Origin of the sequence: Amycolatopsis minnesotensis (assembly GCF_039529815.1) — a bacterium.
GTDB lineage: Bacteria > Actinomycetota > Actinomycetes > Mycobacteriales > Pseudonocardiaceae > Amycolatopsis > Amycolatopsis minnesotensis.
Genome location: NZ_BAAANN010000001.1, coordinates 332,800 through 348,000 on the forward strand (window position 1 = coordinate 332,800; position 15,201 = coordinate 348,000).

Consider the following 15,201-nt stretch of genomic DNA (forward strand, 5'->3'; position numbering starts at 1 on the left):
CCTCGAAAAGTCCGCTCCGTTCGCAAGGTGACTTGCGAACTGCCTCCAGGGAACTCCACCGGGCGGGCATAACGCAACTCGACTTGCGATGATGGGCCCATGACCTCCCGCACACCCAAAGCCCGCCGCGGCGAGACCGTCCGGCGGGCGGTGCTCACCGCGGCCGCCGAGGCGATCGAAGCCGATGGCGTGGCGGGAGCGCGGATAGCGGACATCGCGGCACGGGCGGGCGTCCACGAGACCTCGGTCTACCGGCGCTGGGGAACTCGCGCGAACCTGGTCCTCGAAGCGCTCATGGACCGGCTCGACACCGCACTCCCCTTGCCGGACACCGGATCCACCCACGAGGACCTCACGGCTTTCTTCACCACGCTGGCCTCGTTCCTCGCGACCCCGGCGGGCGAATCGCTCGTGCGCGCCTCCACCGCCACCTCGGACGACCGCGACCAGTTCGACCGGATGCGCCGCGAGTTCTGGGCGGCGCGGCTGGCACGCGCGAAAGTGCTCGTCGACCGCGGCATCGACCGCGGGGACCTGCCCGCCGACGTCGACGCCGAACTGGTGCTCGAGATGCTCGCCGGCCCGATCCAGCTCCGCGTGCTGCTGCGCGGGGAGCGCGTAGGGCGGGAGTACGTGGCGCACCTCGCCGACCTGGCGCTACGAGCGCTGCGGTGAACCGATGACGCGCCGCCGTCTCCCACCGACGCGCAGGTCGAGTTCGACCTCGGCGCGGGTACCGCGGTGCCCGCGCCACCACCTCCCGACCAGCTCCGGCATCGTCCACGCGCGGTAGACCAGGCGCGGAACGGCCTTGAACCTCCGGACGATCAGGATCTGGCCGTCCGCGGGCGAGCGGTCACCCTTTTGCGAGTGGACGGAAATCCTCCACTTCAGTACCTTGGACCTAGAAATGGAAGGTGTTCGTCCGCATACTCAGCGCGAACGAGCACACGCGACGACCTTGAGGGGGCACCACCATGACCACGCTCGAAGAACCCGCCGTCGAATTCCCGGTCGCCCGCGAATGCCCGTTCGCGCCGCCGAAGGAGTACGCCCGGATCCGCGAGGAGGAGCCGGTCAGCAAGGTCGGCCTCCCAGACGGGCGGCAGGCCTGGGTGGTGACGCGGCACGAGGACGTCCGGATGGTGCTCAACGACCGGCGGTTCAGCGCCGACCGGTTCCACCCGAACTTCCCCGCGCTGACCGTGGGCGGCAACTCGTTCCGCCGGGACTCCGACGACCGGACGATGATCGCGATGGACGCGCCGGAGCACGGGCCAGCCCGCCGCGCGGTGCTCGGCGAGTTCACCGTCAAGCGGATGGAAGCGCTGCGCCCCCGGATCCAGCAGATCGTCGACGACCTGATCGACGAAATGCTGGCCGGTCCGAAGCCCGCCGACCTGGTTTCCGCGCTGTCGCTGCCCGTCCCGTCGCTCGTGATCTGCGAACTGCTCGGCGTGCCCTACGCCGATCACGGCCTGTTCCAGACCCACACGGCGGAGCTGCTCAAGCGCACCACCGGCCCGGAGGAGCGGCGCGCGGCGTTCGAAGCCGTCCACGGCTACCTGGACGAGCTGGTCGTCCAGAAGGAATCGGCTCCGGGTGACGACCTGCTCGGCAGGCAGATCACCAAGCTCCGCGAGGAAGGCACCTACCAGCGCGGCCCGCTCGTCGCGCTCGCCTTCCTGCTCCTGGTCGCCGGGCACGAGACCACCGCGAACATGATCTCGCTCGGCACGATCGCGCTACTGGAAAACCCGCGGCAGCTCACCGCGATCAAGGCGGACCAGGACAAGACGGCCCCGGCCGTCGAGGAACTGTTGCGCTACTTCACCATCGTCGACGCGGCGACCGCGCGGCTGTGCGTGGAGGACGTGGAAATCGGCGGCGCCACCATCAAGGCGGGCGACGGAGTGCTCGCGCTCGGCTACTCGGCGAACCGCGACCCGAAGGCGTTCGAGAATCCGGACTCCTTCGACATCGACCGCGGCGCGCGGCACCACGTCGCGTTCGGGTTCGGGCCGCACCAGTGCCTCGGGCAGAACCTCGCCAGGATGGAGCTGAAGATCGTCTTCGACACGCTCTTCGAGCGCATCCCCGCGCTGAAGCTCGCGGCACCCGTCGACGACCTGCCGTTCAAGGACGACGCGGCGATCTACGGCGTGTACCGGCTGCCGGTCACGTGGTAGCGACGGCGAGCATCTCGGCGGGCCGATGACGACCGATCTCCCACCGACGTCACGGCTGTCTTCCGTCTCGCCCGACTACGCGGTAACGCAGATGGGTGGCGTTGCGGCCTTCGAGCCTGCGGACGAGCTCCAGCTCGACGTGGCCGAGCCCGGTCGGCTCGAACAGCCGCCGCCCCTCACCCAGCAGCACGGGGACGAGGTGCAGTTCGAGCTCGTCGAGCTGGCCCGCGGCCAGCAACGCCTGCGCCGCGCCCGCGCCGTGGACCAGCACGGCCCGATCTCCCGCTGCTTCTCGGGCCTCGTCGGCACACGCGTCGACGTCGGTGTAGAACTTCGCGCTGCCCGGTGGCTCGTCGGCCGGGTCGATGTCGTGGGTGAGCACGTGGATCGGCACGCCGTCGTGGTGGTCACCGTGCCATCGCTTGGCCAGCTCGAACGTGCGCCGTCCGGATATCACCGCGCCGGTCGAGCTGGCCTCGGCGTACACCTGCCCGTTGACCCCATCGGACATCCGGTCGTCGAGCCAGTTGAACAGCCGTCCCCCGTCGCGGCCGAGTTCCTGGCCAGGCCGGTCGTCCGGCCCGGTGATGTACCCGTCGACCGACATGGACATGTAAAGCCGCAGTGGCGTCCTACCCATTTTCATTCCCCTTCCGCTGGTAAGTCGGCGGCGGTCATGCCGTCGGTGTGCCCCGCCGGCCACTGGACGAGTTCGATCCGGCGGCCGTCCGGGTCGGCGATGAACGCCGTCCTCATACCGTCATCGCGTTCGTAGCCCGGGGCGACCGGCTCGATCCCGCGGCCTGCCAGCGCATCGAGCGTGTCGGCCATCGACCCGACCTGCACCACGAAGTGGCTCACGCCGGTGCCGCAGTCGACCGGGTTGCCGTCGTGAACCAGCTCCACGGTGACGAACTCGTCGCCGGGGAGCTTGAGCATGGTCAGCCGCCCGATCGGCGTCTCGGGCACACTGCCGACGACCTCGTAGCCGACGGCGGTGTAGAACTCCAGCGACCGCACGAGATCGGTCACCCGCAGTCCGACGTGCAACGTTCTCATGCCAGTACCTCCCAGTGCGTGCGTTGATCATGGTGCGATCGGGTTCTCGCGGCTATCCCCATATTTCTGGGGGGGTCGGCCAGGTTGAGGCATGACCACCGCCGAAGGCGTGCACGACCAGCTCCGCGACACCATCTCGCGGCTGGTCCACCGCGGACTCGGCGTGGAGGACTCTCGACCTCAGCAGGCGTCACCGGGAAGTCCGGCGCCACGGGGGTTACTCCGACGAACTCCGGGTCGTCCTGTCCAGCACCTGCACCTGGGGTGCGCTCACGGTGTTCCGAGAGAAGGACCGCCCGTACTTCTCGCCCTCCGAGGTCCGGCTCGTCACTTCGCTGACCGGTTTGATCTCGGACGGACTGCGCCGGTCGCTGCTGCTCGACGACGCCTGCGCCGGCCGCCACGACACCGGAATGCTCGTACGTCCGGCTGACCCGCCTGGACCTGTTGCACGCCGAGGACAACCCAGCCTCCTGCCGCGTGGCGGAGAACTGCGGTTACCTCCTGCACGACCTGCTACCACCCGCACCACCGACCTTCCCCGCCCGCGGGCACCGGCACGTGCGCACGTCAGGCGGCTGACGTCCCCGACCGCGCCTTCTCGGGAACCCGGTCAGCCGCCGGTGGTGTACGAGGCGATGACACCGCGCGAGAACTTGGTGTCGCCGGGTGCCAGGGCGATGCCGACCGCGCCGACTGCCTGCACCTGCCGGGTACCCGGCACGAGTGTCAGGTCGTGGAGCACGAACAGTTGCTGCCGGTCCTGGTCGGTGGCCTCGCTCCCGCGCCCCGCGACCGGGTCCGGATTCTCGATCCTGGTGGGGTTTCCGTCGCGCGAACGGTGTTGCACGCCACCGATCGCGCAGGACAGCACGAAACCGCCCGCACCGTCGCCGGTCCCCCGCGGACCGGACTGCGATCGGATGCGTGCGCTGGGGTCGGCACAACCGTCCGCGTACTTCCGCCACTCCGAGCCGTTCCAGTTCACCGCGAACGTAGTGGGGCTTCCGGCGGCCGAAGTGAGCTGCCCGAATGCCCAGACGTTGGTGCGGGAGACCGCGAAGATGTCGTGGATCGAGGCCTTCTGCGCCGGTGCCGGTCTTATCGAGGGGATGTCGACCGGTTCCCACCGCTTGCCGTCGTAGTGCATGATCGCGGCCTGGTCGCCGTGAAATCCGGACGCCCACACATCATCGGGACCGGTGGCGGCGAGCGAGTCGAGGTAGTACTCGGCCGGCGACCACCGCTGCTCTGTCCACTTCGTACCGTCCCAGTGCCGCGCCGCGGGCCCGGCCGACGATGCGTCGAGTGCCCACACGTTGTCGGGTGCCAGCACCACGGCGTCGTAGACGGGAAAGGAGACGGAGGTGCGGCTCCACCGCTGCCCGTCCCACCGCACCGCGCCGTTCTGCCGGTCCCGGACGCCCCCGTCCGGCGCCAAGTTGCCGAACTGCCACACGTTGTCCGGACCGGAAGCGGCCAGCGTGCCGAGTTCCGCGCCCTTGTAGGTGTTCAGTGCGGGTGGTGTCGGCGCAGGCCGCCACTCGGCGCCGTCGCGGTGCAGCAGGACATCCGCGCTGTCGCCGTCGCCGTTCTTCTCGGTGGCCACAGCCCAGCCCTCGTTCGGGGACACGGCGACGACGTGTCGCACGTACGCGTCGCGCGAGTCGGTGACGTAGTCGAGCCGCCATCGGGCGGTTTCGGTGTCCTCTGTTCCACAGCCTGCCGCCGACGACACGAGTACCGCCGTCGCGAGCCAGACCCGCCCCCAGGTGACCAGCGCCATGCGGAAACGCTAGTGCGGCCTGCCGGGGACCGGTCCCCACAAGTCAAACGTGAAAACGGCATCTCGGCGGCGCGAACCGCGGTCAGCTGCTGGCGGGTTCGTGCCAGGCCAGGCTGGCGCCGAGCGCTGCGGTCAGACGGGTGATCGTCTGGCGGGTGGTCTGGTCGTTCACGTGCTCGGGGAGCCAGGCGCAGGCGATGTAGGCGGCGGTGATGTCGGCGGTGGCGCAGGCGGCGGCCAGGCATTCCTCGATCTGGGCGAGGGAAGGTCCTGGGCCGGTGGGAAAGCGCGCGCCGGGCAGCTGAGCGCTGTCGATGACGTCGATGTCGAGGTGGAGGTAGACCGGGACGGGGCCGAGCTGGCGGAGGGCGGAGGCGACCGCGGCGGGGTCGGCGGGCACGCGGCGGACGTGACTGGTGGTGAGGGCGTCGCGCTCGGCGGGGTCGAGGTCGCGGGCGTCCGCGAGCACGATGCCGGTGTCGGGGATGGGCCGCAGGTCGAGCGTGTCGTCGAACAGGTTAGGTGTGCGGCCGGTCAGCATGGCCAGTGCCATGCCGCCGAGGTACCCGCTGGCCGATATGGCGGGGGTGTTGAAGTCGCCGTGGGCGTCCAGCCAGAGCACGGCCAGGTCGCGATGGCGGCGCTGCAGCCCGGCTACCGCCGCGCGGGAGGTGGGGCAGTCGCCGGAGAGCACCAGGGGCCGGTCGGCCCGCGTCACCGCGTCGACGGCGGCCCGGTGCAGCAGGCCCATCCGGGCGGAGACGGGGCCGGACGGCAAGACCGGGCGGCTGACCTGAGCCGCGGTGGCGGGGATCGGAAAGGCCGGGATGTGCTCGTCGAGGTGCCAGGGCGTGACGATCAGATTCCACGTGCCATCGGTGCCGTGGTCAGCCACGAGGTGTCTCTCTTTCGTTCCGGTGGGCGAGCAGGTCGAGCAGCCGTTGCAGTTCGGCGGCGCCGGTTCGCAGGTGCGCGGTGAGTTCCGCCCTGGCTTCTTCGGGGCTGCCGTGCAGGGCGTCCAGTAGTCGGCGGTGGTCGTCCGCGGTGCGGCCGAGTTCACGGCGGGAGCGCTCGGCCAGCGCCAGTGCGAGGCGCTGTTCTTGCTGGAGCTGCCCGTGGATGCGGCGCAACCGGGGGCTGCCGGTGGCCTCGACCAGGGTGGCGTGGAAGAGCCGGTCACTGTCGAGCGCGGCGGCGGTGTCACCGCGCTCGAAGGCGTGTTCTATCTGGTCGACCAGCTCGGCGAGGCGCTGGTAGGTCACCGGGTCCCGGTGCGCGGTGAGGGCGTCGGCCGCGGCCAGCTCCACGGCGGCGCGGGCAGCGTAGATGTCGGCGACATCCGGCCCGGTGATGTCCGCGACGACGATGCCGCGGTTCATCTGGTAACTGACCAGGCCCTCGCTTTCGAGGATCCGCGCGGCCTCGCGGAGGGTACTGCGGGAGACGCCGAGCTCGGCGGCGACGGCGGCCTCGCGCAGCGGAGTACCCGGCGGCAGCCGACCGGACAAGATGGCCTGCCGGACGGCCTCGGCGGCCTGCCCGGTGGTGCTCTGCCGCTGGATGCTCGCACCCAGGCCGGAGATCGAACTCGCCACGGTCGCCAACCCCTTCCGCCGAACCCGACCTGACACCCCAAGTTGCCATATTGTCCGGCAATCTGGCAATGCATCCTCTGATGTAACCGGTTGCCGGGTCAACGGCTGTCGCAGGGCCAGTTGAGGCACCCGAAAATCGTTCCACATAGGACAGTGCGGAACGGGCCCTTTCGGGGTCAGGACAGCCTCGTGCAGCGCGAACGGCCATTTCCCGTTGTGCGGGTTCGGCACTCGGGAACTCGGTGATCGAGTTGATCTGGACGGTGAGGCGGCCTTGCTGGACGAGGCCAGTGGGCATGGCAAGTCCTTCGACTGCCTGCGGGCCCCTTCGGGACCGGTCAGGCGCGAGAGGTGGACGCCGTGTTTCGCGACGTCCATGTCAGCGACGGTCACTACCCGGTCCGGGCTTCCGGTGAGTCGCACCAGATCGGGCAGGCAGCCGGATCCGGCGCCTTCGAGGACGGCATCGACCCGGCCTGAGGCGAGAGCGGTGATCCGTTCACCCAGCTCCGCGAGGAACTCGTGGTTGCGCGCGCTGGCGGTCCCGAGATGACCGCGCCGCGCAAGTCCACATCGGACAACGCGATGTCTATATAGGACCGGACGAGCCGCCGGAGCGCTTCGGCGGGGTGGGCGGGCAGCGCAGTGCCGCGTCCAAGGTGTTCATGAGCTGCGCGACGCGGCTCTTGCCGGTCGGCGCGAGGGGATAGCGCGCGAGTACGTCGGCAAGACCAGGTGTCGCGCGCTGACGAGCCCGCTCGATGTGCCGGTCTCCCGTACCCGGTTCGTCGCTGGCGGACAGTTCGACCGCGCGTGCCGCGTGCGCGGCGGCACGCAGGATGTGCCCGACCTGGGTCGCTTTCGCGAGAGGATGCAGGTACGCGGCGGAGGCGGCGTCACCGGCAGCGTGCGCCGCGTGCTTCGCGACTTCAGTGCTCGCGTCCTTGGCTGCCCGGTGGGCATCCATGGCCGTGACCCGCTGCAGTTTCGTCCGGTTGGCACCCGCCGCGAACGTCCACGCCGCTTCGACGGCCGCACGTGGCCTGCGGTCGTCCGGGCGATCCGACTCGAAGAGCCCCAACACTTCTTCGGCACTCTCCACGCAGTAGCGAGCGACCAAGCGCAGCTCCGCCATGCTGAGTTCGATCGTCCGATTCTCGTCAGCCGCGTCCATGACGTCGACCGTATCGTTGAACCGCCGGGTGAAACTTCTCCGCGATCTGCCCAGTACGCGGAGGCGAAACCCTTCAAGCCGGGCCGCGGAGGGATTTTCGTCCCGTCAAGACAAGTTCAGCGCGCCGTTTCGTTGAACGAGCGAGCCGATCAACCGGAGCAGTACGCCGTCCGGAAGCGCTTCCACATCGTCGAGGCCGGCCAGTTCCCAGGTCGGCACCGGCTCCATCGGCCCGCCGACACTGATCACGGGCATTCCGGCCGCGATGGCCGCGCTTACCCCCGCCGGCGCGTCCTCGATGACCGCGCACCACGAGGGTTCGACACCGAGGCGCCGCGCCGCGAGCAGGTAGCCCGCCGGGTCAGGTTTGCCCGCGTCGGTTTGCTCCGCGGTCACCAGCACTCGCGGGATCGGGAGCCCGGCGGCGGCGAGCCTGGCCCGCGCCAGCGGTTCCGTGCATGCGGTGACGATCGCCCAAGGTATGTCGGCCAGCGATGCCAGCAAACGGACTGCGCCGGGCAACGCGCGTACGCCGTCGGTGTCCTTGATTTCGTCGTCGAGCAGTGCGCGGCTGTCCGCGAGGTTCTCGGCTACGGGGCGTTTCGGGAGAATCTGGGCCATCACCTCGTGGCCCGGCCTGCCGTGCGTGCGGTGGAAGAACGACTCCAGCGGGATACCGATGGCGTCGGCCCAACGCTGCCAAGAGCGCCGAACGACGGCTCGGGAGTCCACCAGTGTCCCGTCGAGGTCCAGCAGGAGCGCGCGGACTCGCAGCTCCGCAGCTATTTTGTTCTGCATCAGTACATAATAGGATGGGGGCGAGCCGGAGGAAAGGGGCAATGTGACGGAGCGGTCGGACCCGGGGCAGGTCGATACCGTGAGAGCGGCGGCCGCCGAGGAGGGGGCGAGTCAGGTCGAGGCCCTGCACGTGACGCGCCGCAAGGCACCACCGCACTCGACCGCGCTGCCCGACGCCCACGACACCGCGCCTCGCACGGCCGCGGCACGGCTGTTAGCGCTGCTGCACCACAGCGGGCCGCTGTCGCGCAGCAGCGCCACCTCGGCGCTCGGACTCGCTCGCAGCGCCATGGGTACCGCCCTCGCCGAACTCGACGAGCTGGGACTGGTCCGCACGACGGCCGACACCACCGCGGCCTCCGGGCGCGGGCGGCCGTCGCCGTTGGTCATCCCGGCGCCGACCGCGCCCTTCGTCGTCGCAGCCGTGTTGCGACCGAACTGCCTGAAAGTCGCCACCGGCACCATCGGCGCTCCCATCGCACCACCGCGCCATCAACCTCTCAGCGCACGCGACTTCGAGCCGGAACGGCTGGCCGCCATAGTCGCCGAACAGATCGAGCACGCCATCCGGCGGCAGGACGGTGTTGCTCGCGTGTGCGCGGGCATCACCGTCGCGATACCCGGCGCCATCCGCGAAAGCGATGGGTTCGTGCGCTCCTCGCTGTGCTACGGCTGGACCGACGTGCCGTTCGGGCAACTGATGACACCGCTGCTGCCGAACTTCCCACTGCACTTCGACCGGGACAGCAATCTCACCGCGATGGCCGAGTATCGACGCGGTGCCGCGGCAGGTGCCTCGAACGCTCTGGTACTCACCTGCGACGGCAAGGGCATCGGCGGGGCTTTGATGAACGCGGGAACCCTCTTCACCGGCGGCGGCCACGCGGTGGAAGCCGGACATCTCATGGTCGACTCCCGCGGCGAGGCCTGCCCGTGCGGTTCGCGGGGCTGTCTGGAACGTTACGCCGACGGCACGGCGCTGGCTCGCGCGGCCGCGGTTCCCACCGCCGGGGAAGCCCTCCAGAGCACCACCCCACGGGCAAGGCGCGCCCGGCGGCGCGCCGCGGGCATTCTCGGCTCCGGACTCGCGGGGCTGGCCACCGTCCTGGACCCCGACCGCATCGTACTGACCGGCTTCCTCGCCGACTTGCTGGCGGCCGAGCCGAACGTGCTGCCCCGGGAAATCCACCGAGGCTCGCTCATTGCCCGCACCCGGGGCATCCAACCGGTTCCCGGCGAACTCGCCGAACCGATGCTCACCGGCGCGGTCGACCACGCCTTCGCCCCGTTGCTGCGCGATCCGCAACGGGTCAGACCCACCGGTCGCTGACCGGAACACCCGCACGCGGCGTGCATCTTGACAAGCGCCGCTCGCCGGACAGGCAGCCGCGGATCGTCTCCTGGGGGTTCGGGCGCCCTGCGGGCACGCGGGAATCGACGCCGTGAGATGGCGTTACCGGGCCCACGGAACGTGCACGATGGACTCCGGGCGTAGCGGCCACTCCGCGGCGGTGAGGCTGAGGCGGTCGCCGTAGGGGTACCGGTCATGCTCGTCGGCCGGGAGCGGCGAGCGGACGAAACAGCGGTGCAGCAACAGTTCGCGGCGCTGGTCCAGCGGCTCCACGTCGTGTTCGGGCCGGCCGGCCCGGGGTGCCGGAGGGTCGTCGGCGATGTCGACTTCGCCGTCCCAGTTGAGGTGCAGTCCCTCGTTGTCGGCGTAGAACCGGTTGAAGTGAGTTCGCCACTGCGAGTTCGAACCCCAGCCGTGCGACAGGTCGTCGGTCGGACGCAGGTGACGGCGGAAGGTGAAGTACAGCGTCGAGGTCGTGGCCGCGGTGGCGTCGATGAGGTGCTGCGGGGCCCGTACCCGCACACCGGCCCGGCTGAACAACAGGTCACCGAACCACAAACCGGGCCACAGCACCTCCTCCACGGTCGCGTTCGTCGCGGACGGGTCCGGCACCACGGCGAAGATCTCGTGGTGGAACGGGGAGAACGCCTCGGCGTGGTCGAACGGGGTCAGCCCGATGCCGGAGAAGAACTCCGTGTGCAGCGCGAGCCCGTCGGGCTCGATCCCGCCCGTGACGCCGAGCGGGTCTTCCGGCGAGCAGAACCGTTCGATCAGGTAGTCGCTGACCCGGCTGAGCCCGTACAGCTTCCTGATCCGCCGTGGTTGCTCGTCGTCCCCGGTGTACCCGACGGTGGGTATTCGCTCCCGTTCGCGCAGCGGTTCCAACTCGGCCAAATGGTCGGCCGCCGTCCGCCGCTGACCGCTCAGGTATCCCCGGCGCCCGCTGCCGTCATCGTGATCGAGCAAGCCTTCGTACACCTGACGGAAGTAGCCCCAGTCGAGTTCCACGGCGCGATCATCACCCCTGCTGGTCGCGGCGGCGGGTCAGGTAGGCGGTTTCGGCTGTGTTGCCCGCCAGCTCGATGGCTTTGCCGTAGGCAGCGCGGGATTCCTGGCTGCGGCCGAGCCGGCGCAGCAGATCGGCGCGGGTGGCGTGGTAGGCGTGATAGCCCGACAGCTCGTCCCCGAGACGGTCGACGGCCGCCAGTGCCACTTCCGGGCCGTCGAGCTCGGCGACCGCGATGGCCCGGTTGAGGGCGATGATCGGGGACGGGTCGAGGCGGACGAGCTGGTCGTAGAGGGCGAGGACCTGCGACCATTCGGTTTCGCGGATGTCGCTGGCGGAGGTGTGCACCGCGTTGATCGCGGCGAGGATCTGGTAGCGGCCAGGGGCCACCCCGGCGGCGGCAGCGGCGAGTCGCTGGCGCACGAGCTGGTGTCCTTCGGCGATCAGTGCCGTGTCCCATGCGCCGCGGTCCTGCTCGTCGAGGGCGACCAGTTCGCCGCTGGCCGAGACCCTGGCGGTACGGCGGGCTTCGATGAGCAGCATCAGTGCCAGCAGCCCGGCCACCTCACCGTCCTCCGGCAACAGGGCGCGGATCAGGCGGGTGAGCCGGATGGCCTCGGCGGTCAGGTCGTGCCGCACCGGGTCGGTGCCGGCACCGGTCGCCAGGTAGCCCTCGTTGAACACGAGGTACAGCACGGCGAGCACGCCGGAGACCCGCGCCGGGAGGTCCTCGCCGGACGGCACGCGATAGGGCACGCGCGCCGCTTTGATCTTGGCTTTCGCGCGGGTGATCCGCTGCCCCAGCGCGGGCTCGGCCACCAGGAAGGCGCGGGCGATCTCGGGCACGGTCAGGCCGCCGACCATGCGCAGGGTCAGCGCCAGCCGGGATTCCATCGCCAGCGCCGGGTGACAGCAGGTGAAGATCAGCCGGAGCCGGTCGTCGTCGATGGCGCCGACCGGCTCGGGCGGGTCGTCGGCGTACACCGTCTGAGCCTCCTTGTGCTTGTCGTCGCGCTTGTTCTCGCGCCGGATCCGGTCGATCGCCTTGCGGTTGGCGGTGGTGGTCAGCCAGGCCCCTGGATTGGGCGGCACACCGTCGCCGGGCCACCGCTCGACGGCGGTCGCGAACGCCTCGGCCGCCGCCTCCTCCGCGATGTCGAGGTCACCGAACCGTCTGGTCAGGGTGGCGACGACGCGGGCCCACTCCTCGCGGTGGACCCGCGTGATCACCTCTTCGACGTCGCTCACCGGAACGGTCGCACCTCGATCTTGCGGTTGCAGGCCTTCGACCCGTCCGCGGCGAGCTTGAGCGCCAAGTCGAGGTCGGGCGCCTCGATGATCCAGAAGCCGGCGAGGTACTCCTTGGACTCCAGGAAGGGCCCGTCGGTGACCAGCGCCCGCTCGCTCCGGTTGTCGACGACGGTGGCCGTCTCGGGTGCGGCGAGACCGCCGGCGAAAACCCAGTTGCCCTCGGCCTGGAGCCGCTCGTTGAACACGTCGATCGCGGCGTGCTCCTCCGGGGTGGCGAGGCCGGGTTCGTCGTGGAGCACGGAAATCAGGTACCGCATCTGAAGATCATCTCCTGTGGTGTCAAGACAGTGTGGTCCACCGGGCAGCGTGGTTCGGTGCGCTGCCCGGCCTCACCCCTGCCACGAACACCGCCACCCCGATCCGACACCGTCTCCCGCACTTCTTCGAAAGCTTTCAGTTCCCGAAGGTGCGCCGGTAGGCGGTGGGGGTGGTGTCCAGTACGCGCCGGAAGTGCAGTCGCAGGTTGGCGGCGGTGCCGAGTCCGCAGTCCCGTGCCACGTGGTCCACCGGGTGATCGGTGGTCTCCAGCAGCTCTCGTGCCCGGCCGAGACGGGCGTTGAGCAACCACTGCAACGGGGTCGTACCGGTCTCCTCGGTGAACCGCCGCATCAGAGTGCGCTGTGAGAGGCCCGCGTGCCGGGCGAGTTCGCGTAGTGTGACCTGCTCACCGAGGCGTCGCAGAGCCCATTCGCGAGTGCCGGACAGCGACGCGTCGCCTGCTACCGGGACGGGTGCGGGCACGTACTGGGCTTGCCCGCCTTCGCGGTGCGGGGCGGCGACCAGGTTCCGGGCGATCCGGTTGGCCACCGTCGCGCCGAGGTCGTGGCGCACGATGTGCAGGCACAGGTCGATGCCGCAGCACACCCCTGCCGAGGTGAGGACGTCGCCCTCGTCGACGTAGAGCACGTCGCGATCCACTGACACCGCGGGAAAAGCGCGTTCGAAATCGTCGATGTACCGCCAGTGGGTGGTGGCGTGCAGACCGTCCAGCACGCCGGCCGCGCCCAGCGCGAAGGCTCCCGTGCAGATCGACACCATCCGCGTGCCCCGCTGGTGCGCCTCGGCCAGTGCGGCGAGCACGGCTTCCGGCTGCCGCCGGGGTGGCTCGGTCCCCGGCACGATCACCGTGTCGGCGGCGCGCACCTGTTCCAGGTCTCCCCCGACGACCACCGTGAAGCCCCCGGTGGTGGGCACCTTCGCGGCGAAGGCGCACACGGTCATCTCGTACGGGGTCTCCGGCCGAGTGGAAAAGATCTGCGCCGGGATCGCCAGGTCGAGGGGCATGACCCCGTCCAGCGCCAGGATCGCTATTCGATGAACCGCCATGGCAATATTCTATCGATAGCGGGCAATATTGCCTATCGCCAGGTCAGAATGGTTGCGGCAAGCTGAAGCCATGACCGGAGCTACCCATGAGGCGACCACCGACCTGATCGCGCTGCCCAGCACACCGCTGGCCGAGGCCGTGGTGGAACTGATCCGCCCGGTGGAGACGCCGTCGGTGTTCAACCACAGCGTCCGCAGTTACCTGTTCGCCCGGCTGGTGGCAGGCCGCCTCGGCCTGTCCCCGGGCCGCGACTACGACGACGACCTGCTGTTCTCCGCGTGCGCGATGCACGACCTCGGTGTCGCGCCGGACGGCCCGCACCGCCAGCGGTTCGAGATCGAGGGCGCCGATCGCGCCGCCGAATTCCTCACCGGCCGCGGAGTGTCCACATCGGACGCCGATCAGGTGTGGCAGGCGATCGCCCTGCACACCTCGTCCGGCATCGCGCAGCGCCGCGGCACGTTGTGCGTGCTCGTCCGCGAAGGTGTCGCCCTCGATTTCGGCGGCCCGATGGGAGCCGATCACCTCGACACGATCACCGACGGGCAAGCCGAAGCCGTGCACGCCGTGTACCCGCGGCTGGAGATGATCCGGTCACTCACCGACGCGATCGTCGCGCAGGCCGCGAAGAACCCGGAGAACGCACCCCGCTACACGATCCCCGGTGAGTTCCTCCACGAACGCCAGACCTACGGCCGGACCCGGATGGAGCTCGCCTGCGACTCGTCCCGCTGGGGCAACTGAAACCCACGCTTCACGCGCACTGAAGGGAAAACACCGCCATGACCATCCACAGGGTCGAAATTCCCGATGACTCCGAGGTCTTCGGAAAAACCGTCAGCGCTTTCGCGAACTTCGGCTACTCCGCCGCCGTGCGCTCGCACGGGCACCTGTTCATCGCCGGCACGATCGGCCGCCGTGCCGACGGCACCATCCCCGAAGACATCGAGGAACAAACCGAGATCGCGATCGGGCGCATCGCGGAGATCCTCCGGCTCGAAGGACTCGACCTGTCCGCGCTCGTCGATGTGACCAGCTACCACGTCGACATCCACCAGCACCTGCCCGGCTTTTCCCGTGCCAAGGCGCGCCTGGTCACACCGCCCCACCCGACCTGGTCGCTGATCGGCGTCAGCGGGCTGGCCAGTCAGGGGCTGCTCGTCGAAATCCGCGCCACCGCCGCCTACCCCGACGCGTCCTGACAGTCCCTGAGCCCGCCGTCGTGGCAGGATGGCGGCATGGAACGTGTGCTCGGCATCGGTGGGTACTTCCTGCGAGCCGCCGACCCGGTCGCCCTCGGCGCGTGGTATCGCGACTGCCTCGGCCTGGACGCCGACGAGAACGGGCTGTGGCGCCAGGAAGCCGGGCCGACCGTGTTCGCGGCGTTCGAGTCCGGGACCGGTTACTTCGGGTCCCGAGCCCAGCAGTCCATGCTCAACTTCCGGGTCCGCGACCTGACCGCGATGCTCGCGCAGTTGCGCGCCAAGGGCGCGGACGTCGCCGAGGAGACCCAGGAGATGGCGGGGGTCGGCCGGTTCGGCTGGGTCACCGATCCGGCGGGCAACCGGATCGAGCTGTGGCAGCCCGCCTGATCACGACGGCGAA

18 protein-coding genes are annotated in these 15,201 nt (G+C 69.9%); 6 read left to right on the forward strand and 12 right to left on the reverse strand.

Going from position 1 to position 15,201, the window contains the following annotated elements:
- The first annotated feature begins 99 nt into the window (after window positions 1-99).
- Window positions 100-675 (forward strand): TetR-like C-terminal domain-containing protein, encoded by a 576-nt coding sequence (locus ABD256_RS01350; RefSeq protein WP_344412415.1) that lies wholly within the window; start codon window positions 100-102, stop codon window positions 673-675.
- Here ABD256_RS01350 and ABD256_RS01355 read toward each other — a convergent pair.
- Window positions 658-912 carry an SRPBCC domain-containing protein gene (locus tag ABD256_RS01355; RefSeq protein WP_344412670.1) on the reverse strand — a complete coding sequence of 85 codons (255 nt, stop codon included), beginning with the start codon at window positions 910-912 and terminating at the stop codon, window positions 658-660. The genes ABD256_RS01350 and ABD256_RS01355 overlap by 18 nt on opposite strands.
- A gap of 65 nt (window positions 913-977) precedes the next feature.
- Here ABD256_RS01355 and ABD256_RS01360 point away from each other — a divergent pair, with 65 nt between their 5' ends.
- Complete coding sequence (locus ABD256_RS01360) at window positions 978-2,189, forward strand: cytochrome P450 (RefSeq protein ID WP_344412417.1); 1,212 nt, start codon at window positions 978-980, stop codon at window positions 2,187-2,189.
- 49 nt (window positions 2,190-2,238) lie between these two features.
- Here the strand turns inward: ABD256_RS01360 and ABD256_RS01365 are convergent, their stop codons facing one another.
- From ABD256_RS01365 to ABD256_RS01395, 7 genes are all read right to left on the reverse strand, one after another.
- Window positions 2,239-2,829, reverse strand: coding sequence for a dihydrofolate reductase family protein (locus tag ABD256_RS01365; protein ID WP_344412419.1), 591 nt, complete (start codon window positions 2,827-2,829; stop codon window positions 2,239-2,241).
- 2 nt (window positions 2,830-2,831) lie between these two features.
- Entirely contained in the window at window positions 2,832-3,248 is a 417-nt protein-coding gene (locus ABD256_RS01370) for a VOC family protein (protein ID WP_344412421.1), read from the reverse strand.
- A 613-nt stretch (window positions 3,249-3,861) separates the two neighbouring features.
- The gene (locus ABD256_RS01375) at window positions 3,862-5,034 is read right to left on the reverse strand and encodes a hypothetical protein (protein WP_344412423.1); all 1,173 of its coding nucleotides are present in this window, start codon (window positions 5,032-5,034) and stop codon (window positions 3,862-3,864) included.
- Window positions 5,035-5,116: 82 nt separating this feature from the next.
- Entirely contained in the window at window positions 5,117-5,929 is an 813-nt protein-coding gene (locus ABD256_RS01380) for an arginase family protein (RefSeq protein ID WP_344412425.1), read from the reverse strand.
- On the reverse strand, window positions 5,922-6,629 hold the full coding sequence (locus ABD256_RS01385) for a GntR family transcriptional regulator (RefSeq protein ID WP_344412427.1): 708 nt from the start codon (window positions 6,627-6,629) through the stop codon (window positions 5,922-5,924). The genes ABD256_RS01380 and ABD256_RS01385 overlap by 8 nt, the downstream gene beginning before the upstream one ends.
- Window positions 6,630-7,218: 589 nt before the next feature.
- On the reverse strand, window positions 7,219-7,803 hold the full coding sequence (locus ABD256_RS01390) for a putative immunity protein (RefSeq protein WP_344412429.1): 585 nt from the start codon (window positions 7,801-7,803) through the stop codon (window positions 7,219-7,221).
- 105 nt (window positions 7,804-7,908) lie between these two features.
- Window positions 7,909-8,601 (reverse strand): HAD-IA family hydrolase, encoded by a 693-nt coding sequence (locus ABD256_RS01395; RefSeq protein WP_344412431.1) that lies wholly within the window; start codon window positions 8,599-8,601, stop codon window positions 7,909-7,911.
- 43 nt (window positions 8,602-8,644) lie between these two features.
- On the opposite strand from ABD256_RS01395, the gene ABD256_RS01400 reads away from it, so the two are divergent.
- A complete protein-coding gene (locus ABD256_RS01400; RefSeq protein WP_344412433.1) occupies window positions 8,645-9,931 on the forward strand; it encodes an ROK family protein in 1,287 nt (428 codons plus the stop codon).
- A gap of 123 nt (window positions 9,932-10,054) precedes the next feature.
- Here the strand turns inward: ABD256_RS01400 and ABD256_RS01405 are convergent, their stop codons facing one another.
- The 4 genes from ABD256_RS01405 to ABD256_RS01420 all read right to left on the reverse strand — a co-directional run bounded on the left by ABD256_RS01405 (window position 10,055) and on the right by ABD256_RS01420 (window position 13,595).
- Window positions 10,055-10,960 (reverse strand): hypothetical protein, encoded by a 906-nt coding sequence (locus ABD256_RS01405; protein ID WP_344412435.1) that lies wholly within the window; start codon window positions 10,958-10,960, stop codon window positions 10,055-10,057.
- Between the two features lie 10 nt (window positions 10,961-10,970).
- Window positions 10,971-12,206 carry an RNA polymerase sigma factor gene (locus tag ABD256_RS01410; protein WP_344412437.1) on the reverse strand — a complete coding sequence of 412 codons (1,236 nt, stop codon included), beginning with the start codon at window positions 12,204-12,206 and terminating at the stop codon, window positions 10,971-10,973.
- Window positions 12,203-12,526, reverse strand: coding sequence for a YciI family protein (locus ABD256_RS01415; RefSeq protein WP_344412440.1), 324 nt, complete (start codon window positions 12,524-12,526; stop codon window positions 12,203-12,205). The genes ABD256_RS01410 and ABD256_RS01415 overlap by 4 nt, the downstream gene beginning before the upstream one ends.
- Before the next feature lie 136 nt (window positions 12,527-12,662).
- Window positions 12,663-13,595, reverse strand: a complete 933-nt coding sequence (locus ABD256_RS01420; protein WP_344412442.1) for a GlxA family transcriptional regulator — start codon at window positions 13,593-13,595, stop codon at window positions 12,663-12,665.
- A gap of 70 nt (window positions 13,596-13,665) precedes the next feature.
- On the opposite strand from ABD256_RS01420, the gene ABD256_RS01425 reads away from it, so the two are divergent.
- The 3 genes from ABD256_RS01425 to ABD256_RS01435 are packed head-to-tail and all read left to right on the forward strand — an operon-like array spanning window position 13,666 to window position 15,188.
- Window positions 13,666-14,340 carry an HD domain-containing protein gene (locus ABD256_RS01425; protein ID WP_344412444.1) on the forward strand — a complete coding sequence of 225 codons (675 nt, stop codon included), beginning with the start codon at window positions 13,666-13,668 and terminating at the stop codon, window positions 14,338-14,340.
- A gap of 38 nt (window positions 14,341-14,378) precedes the next feature.
- Window positions 14,379-14,798, forward strand: a complete 420-nt coding sequence (locus ABD256_RS01430) for a Rid family hydrolase (protein ID WP_344412446.1) — start codon at window positions 14,379-14,381, stop codon at window positions 14,796-14,798.
- A gap of 36 nt (window positions 14,799-14,834) precedes the next feature.
- A complete protein-coding gene (locus ABD256_RS01435; protein WP_344412450.1) occupies window positions 14,835-15,188 on the forward strand; it encodes a VOC family protein in 354 nt (117 codons plus the stop codon).
- Window positions 15,189-15,201: the final 13 nt, after the last annotated feature.

Coding starts and splice junctions, on each gene's coding strand:
- ABD256_RS01350 (WP_344412415.1), top strand. CDS start 100: ATGACCTCCCGCACACCCAAAGCCCGCCGCGGCGAGACCGTCCGGCGG.
- ABD256_RS01360 (WP_344412417.1), top strand. CDS start 978: ATGACCACGCTCGAAGAACCCGCCGTCGAATTCCCGGTCGCCCGCGAA.
- ABD256_RS01365 (WP_344412419.1), bottom strand. CDS start 2,829: ATGGGTAGGACGCCACTGCGGCTTTACATGTCCATGTCGGTCGACGGG.
- ABD256_RS01370 (WP_344412421.1), bottom strand. CDS start 3,248: ATGAGAACGTTGCACGTCGGACTGCGGGTGACCGATCTCGTGCGGTCG.
- ABD256_RS01375 (WP_344412423.1), bottom strand. CDS start 5,034: ATGGCGCTGGTCACCTGGGGGCGGGTCTGGCTCGCGACGGCGGTACTC.
- ABD256_RS01390 (WP_344412429.1), bottom strand. CDS start 7,803: ATGGACGCGGCTGACGAGAATCGGACGATCGAACTCAGCATGGCGGAG.
- ABD256_RS01395 (WP_344412431.1), bottom strand. CDS start 8,601: ATGCAGAACAAAATAGCTGCGGAGCTGCGAGTCCGCGCGCTCCTGCTG.
- ABD256_RS01415 (WP_344412440.1), bottom strand. CDS start 12,526: ATGCGGTACCTGATTTCCGTGCTCCACGACGAACCCGGCCTCGCCACC.
- ABD256_RS01420 (WP_344412442.1), bottom strand. CDS start 13,595: ATGGCGGTTCATCGAATAGCGATCCTGGCGCTGGACGGGGTCATGCCC.
- ABD256_RS01425 (WP_344412444.1), top strand. CDS start 13,666: ATGACCGGAGCTACCCATGAGGCGACCACCGACCTGATCGCGCTGCCC.
- ABD256_RS01430 (WP_344412446.1), top strand. CDS start 14,379: ATGACCATCCACAGGGTCGAAATTCCCGATGACTCCGAGGTCTTCGGA.
- ABD256_RS01435 (WP_344412450.1), top strand. CDS start 14,835: ATGGAACGTGTGCTCGGCATCGGTGGGTACTTCCTGCGAGCCGCCGAC.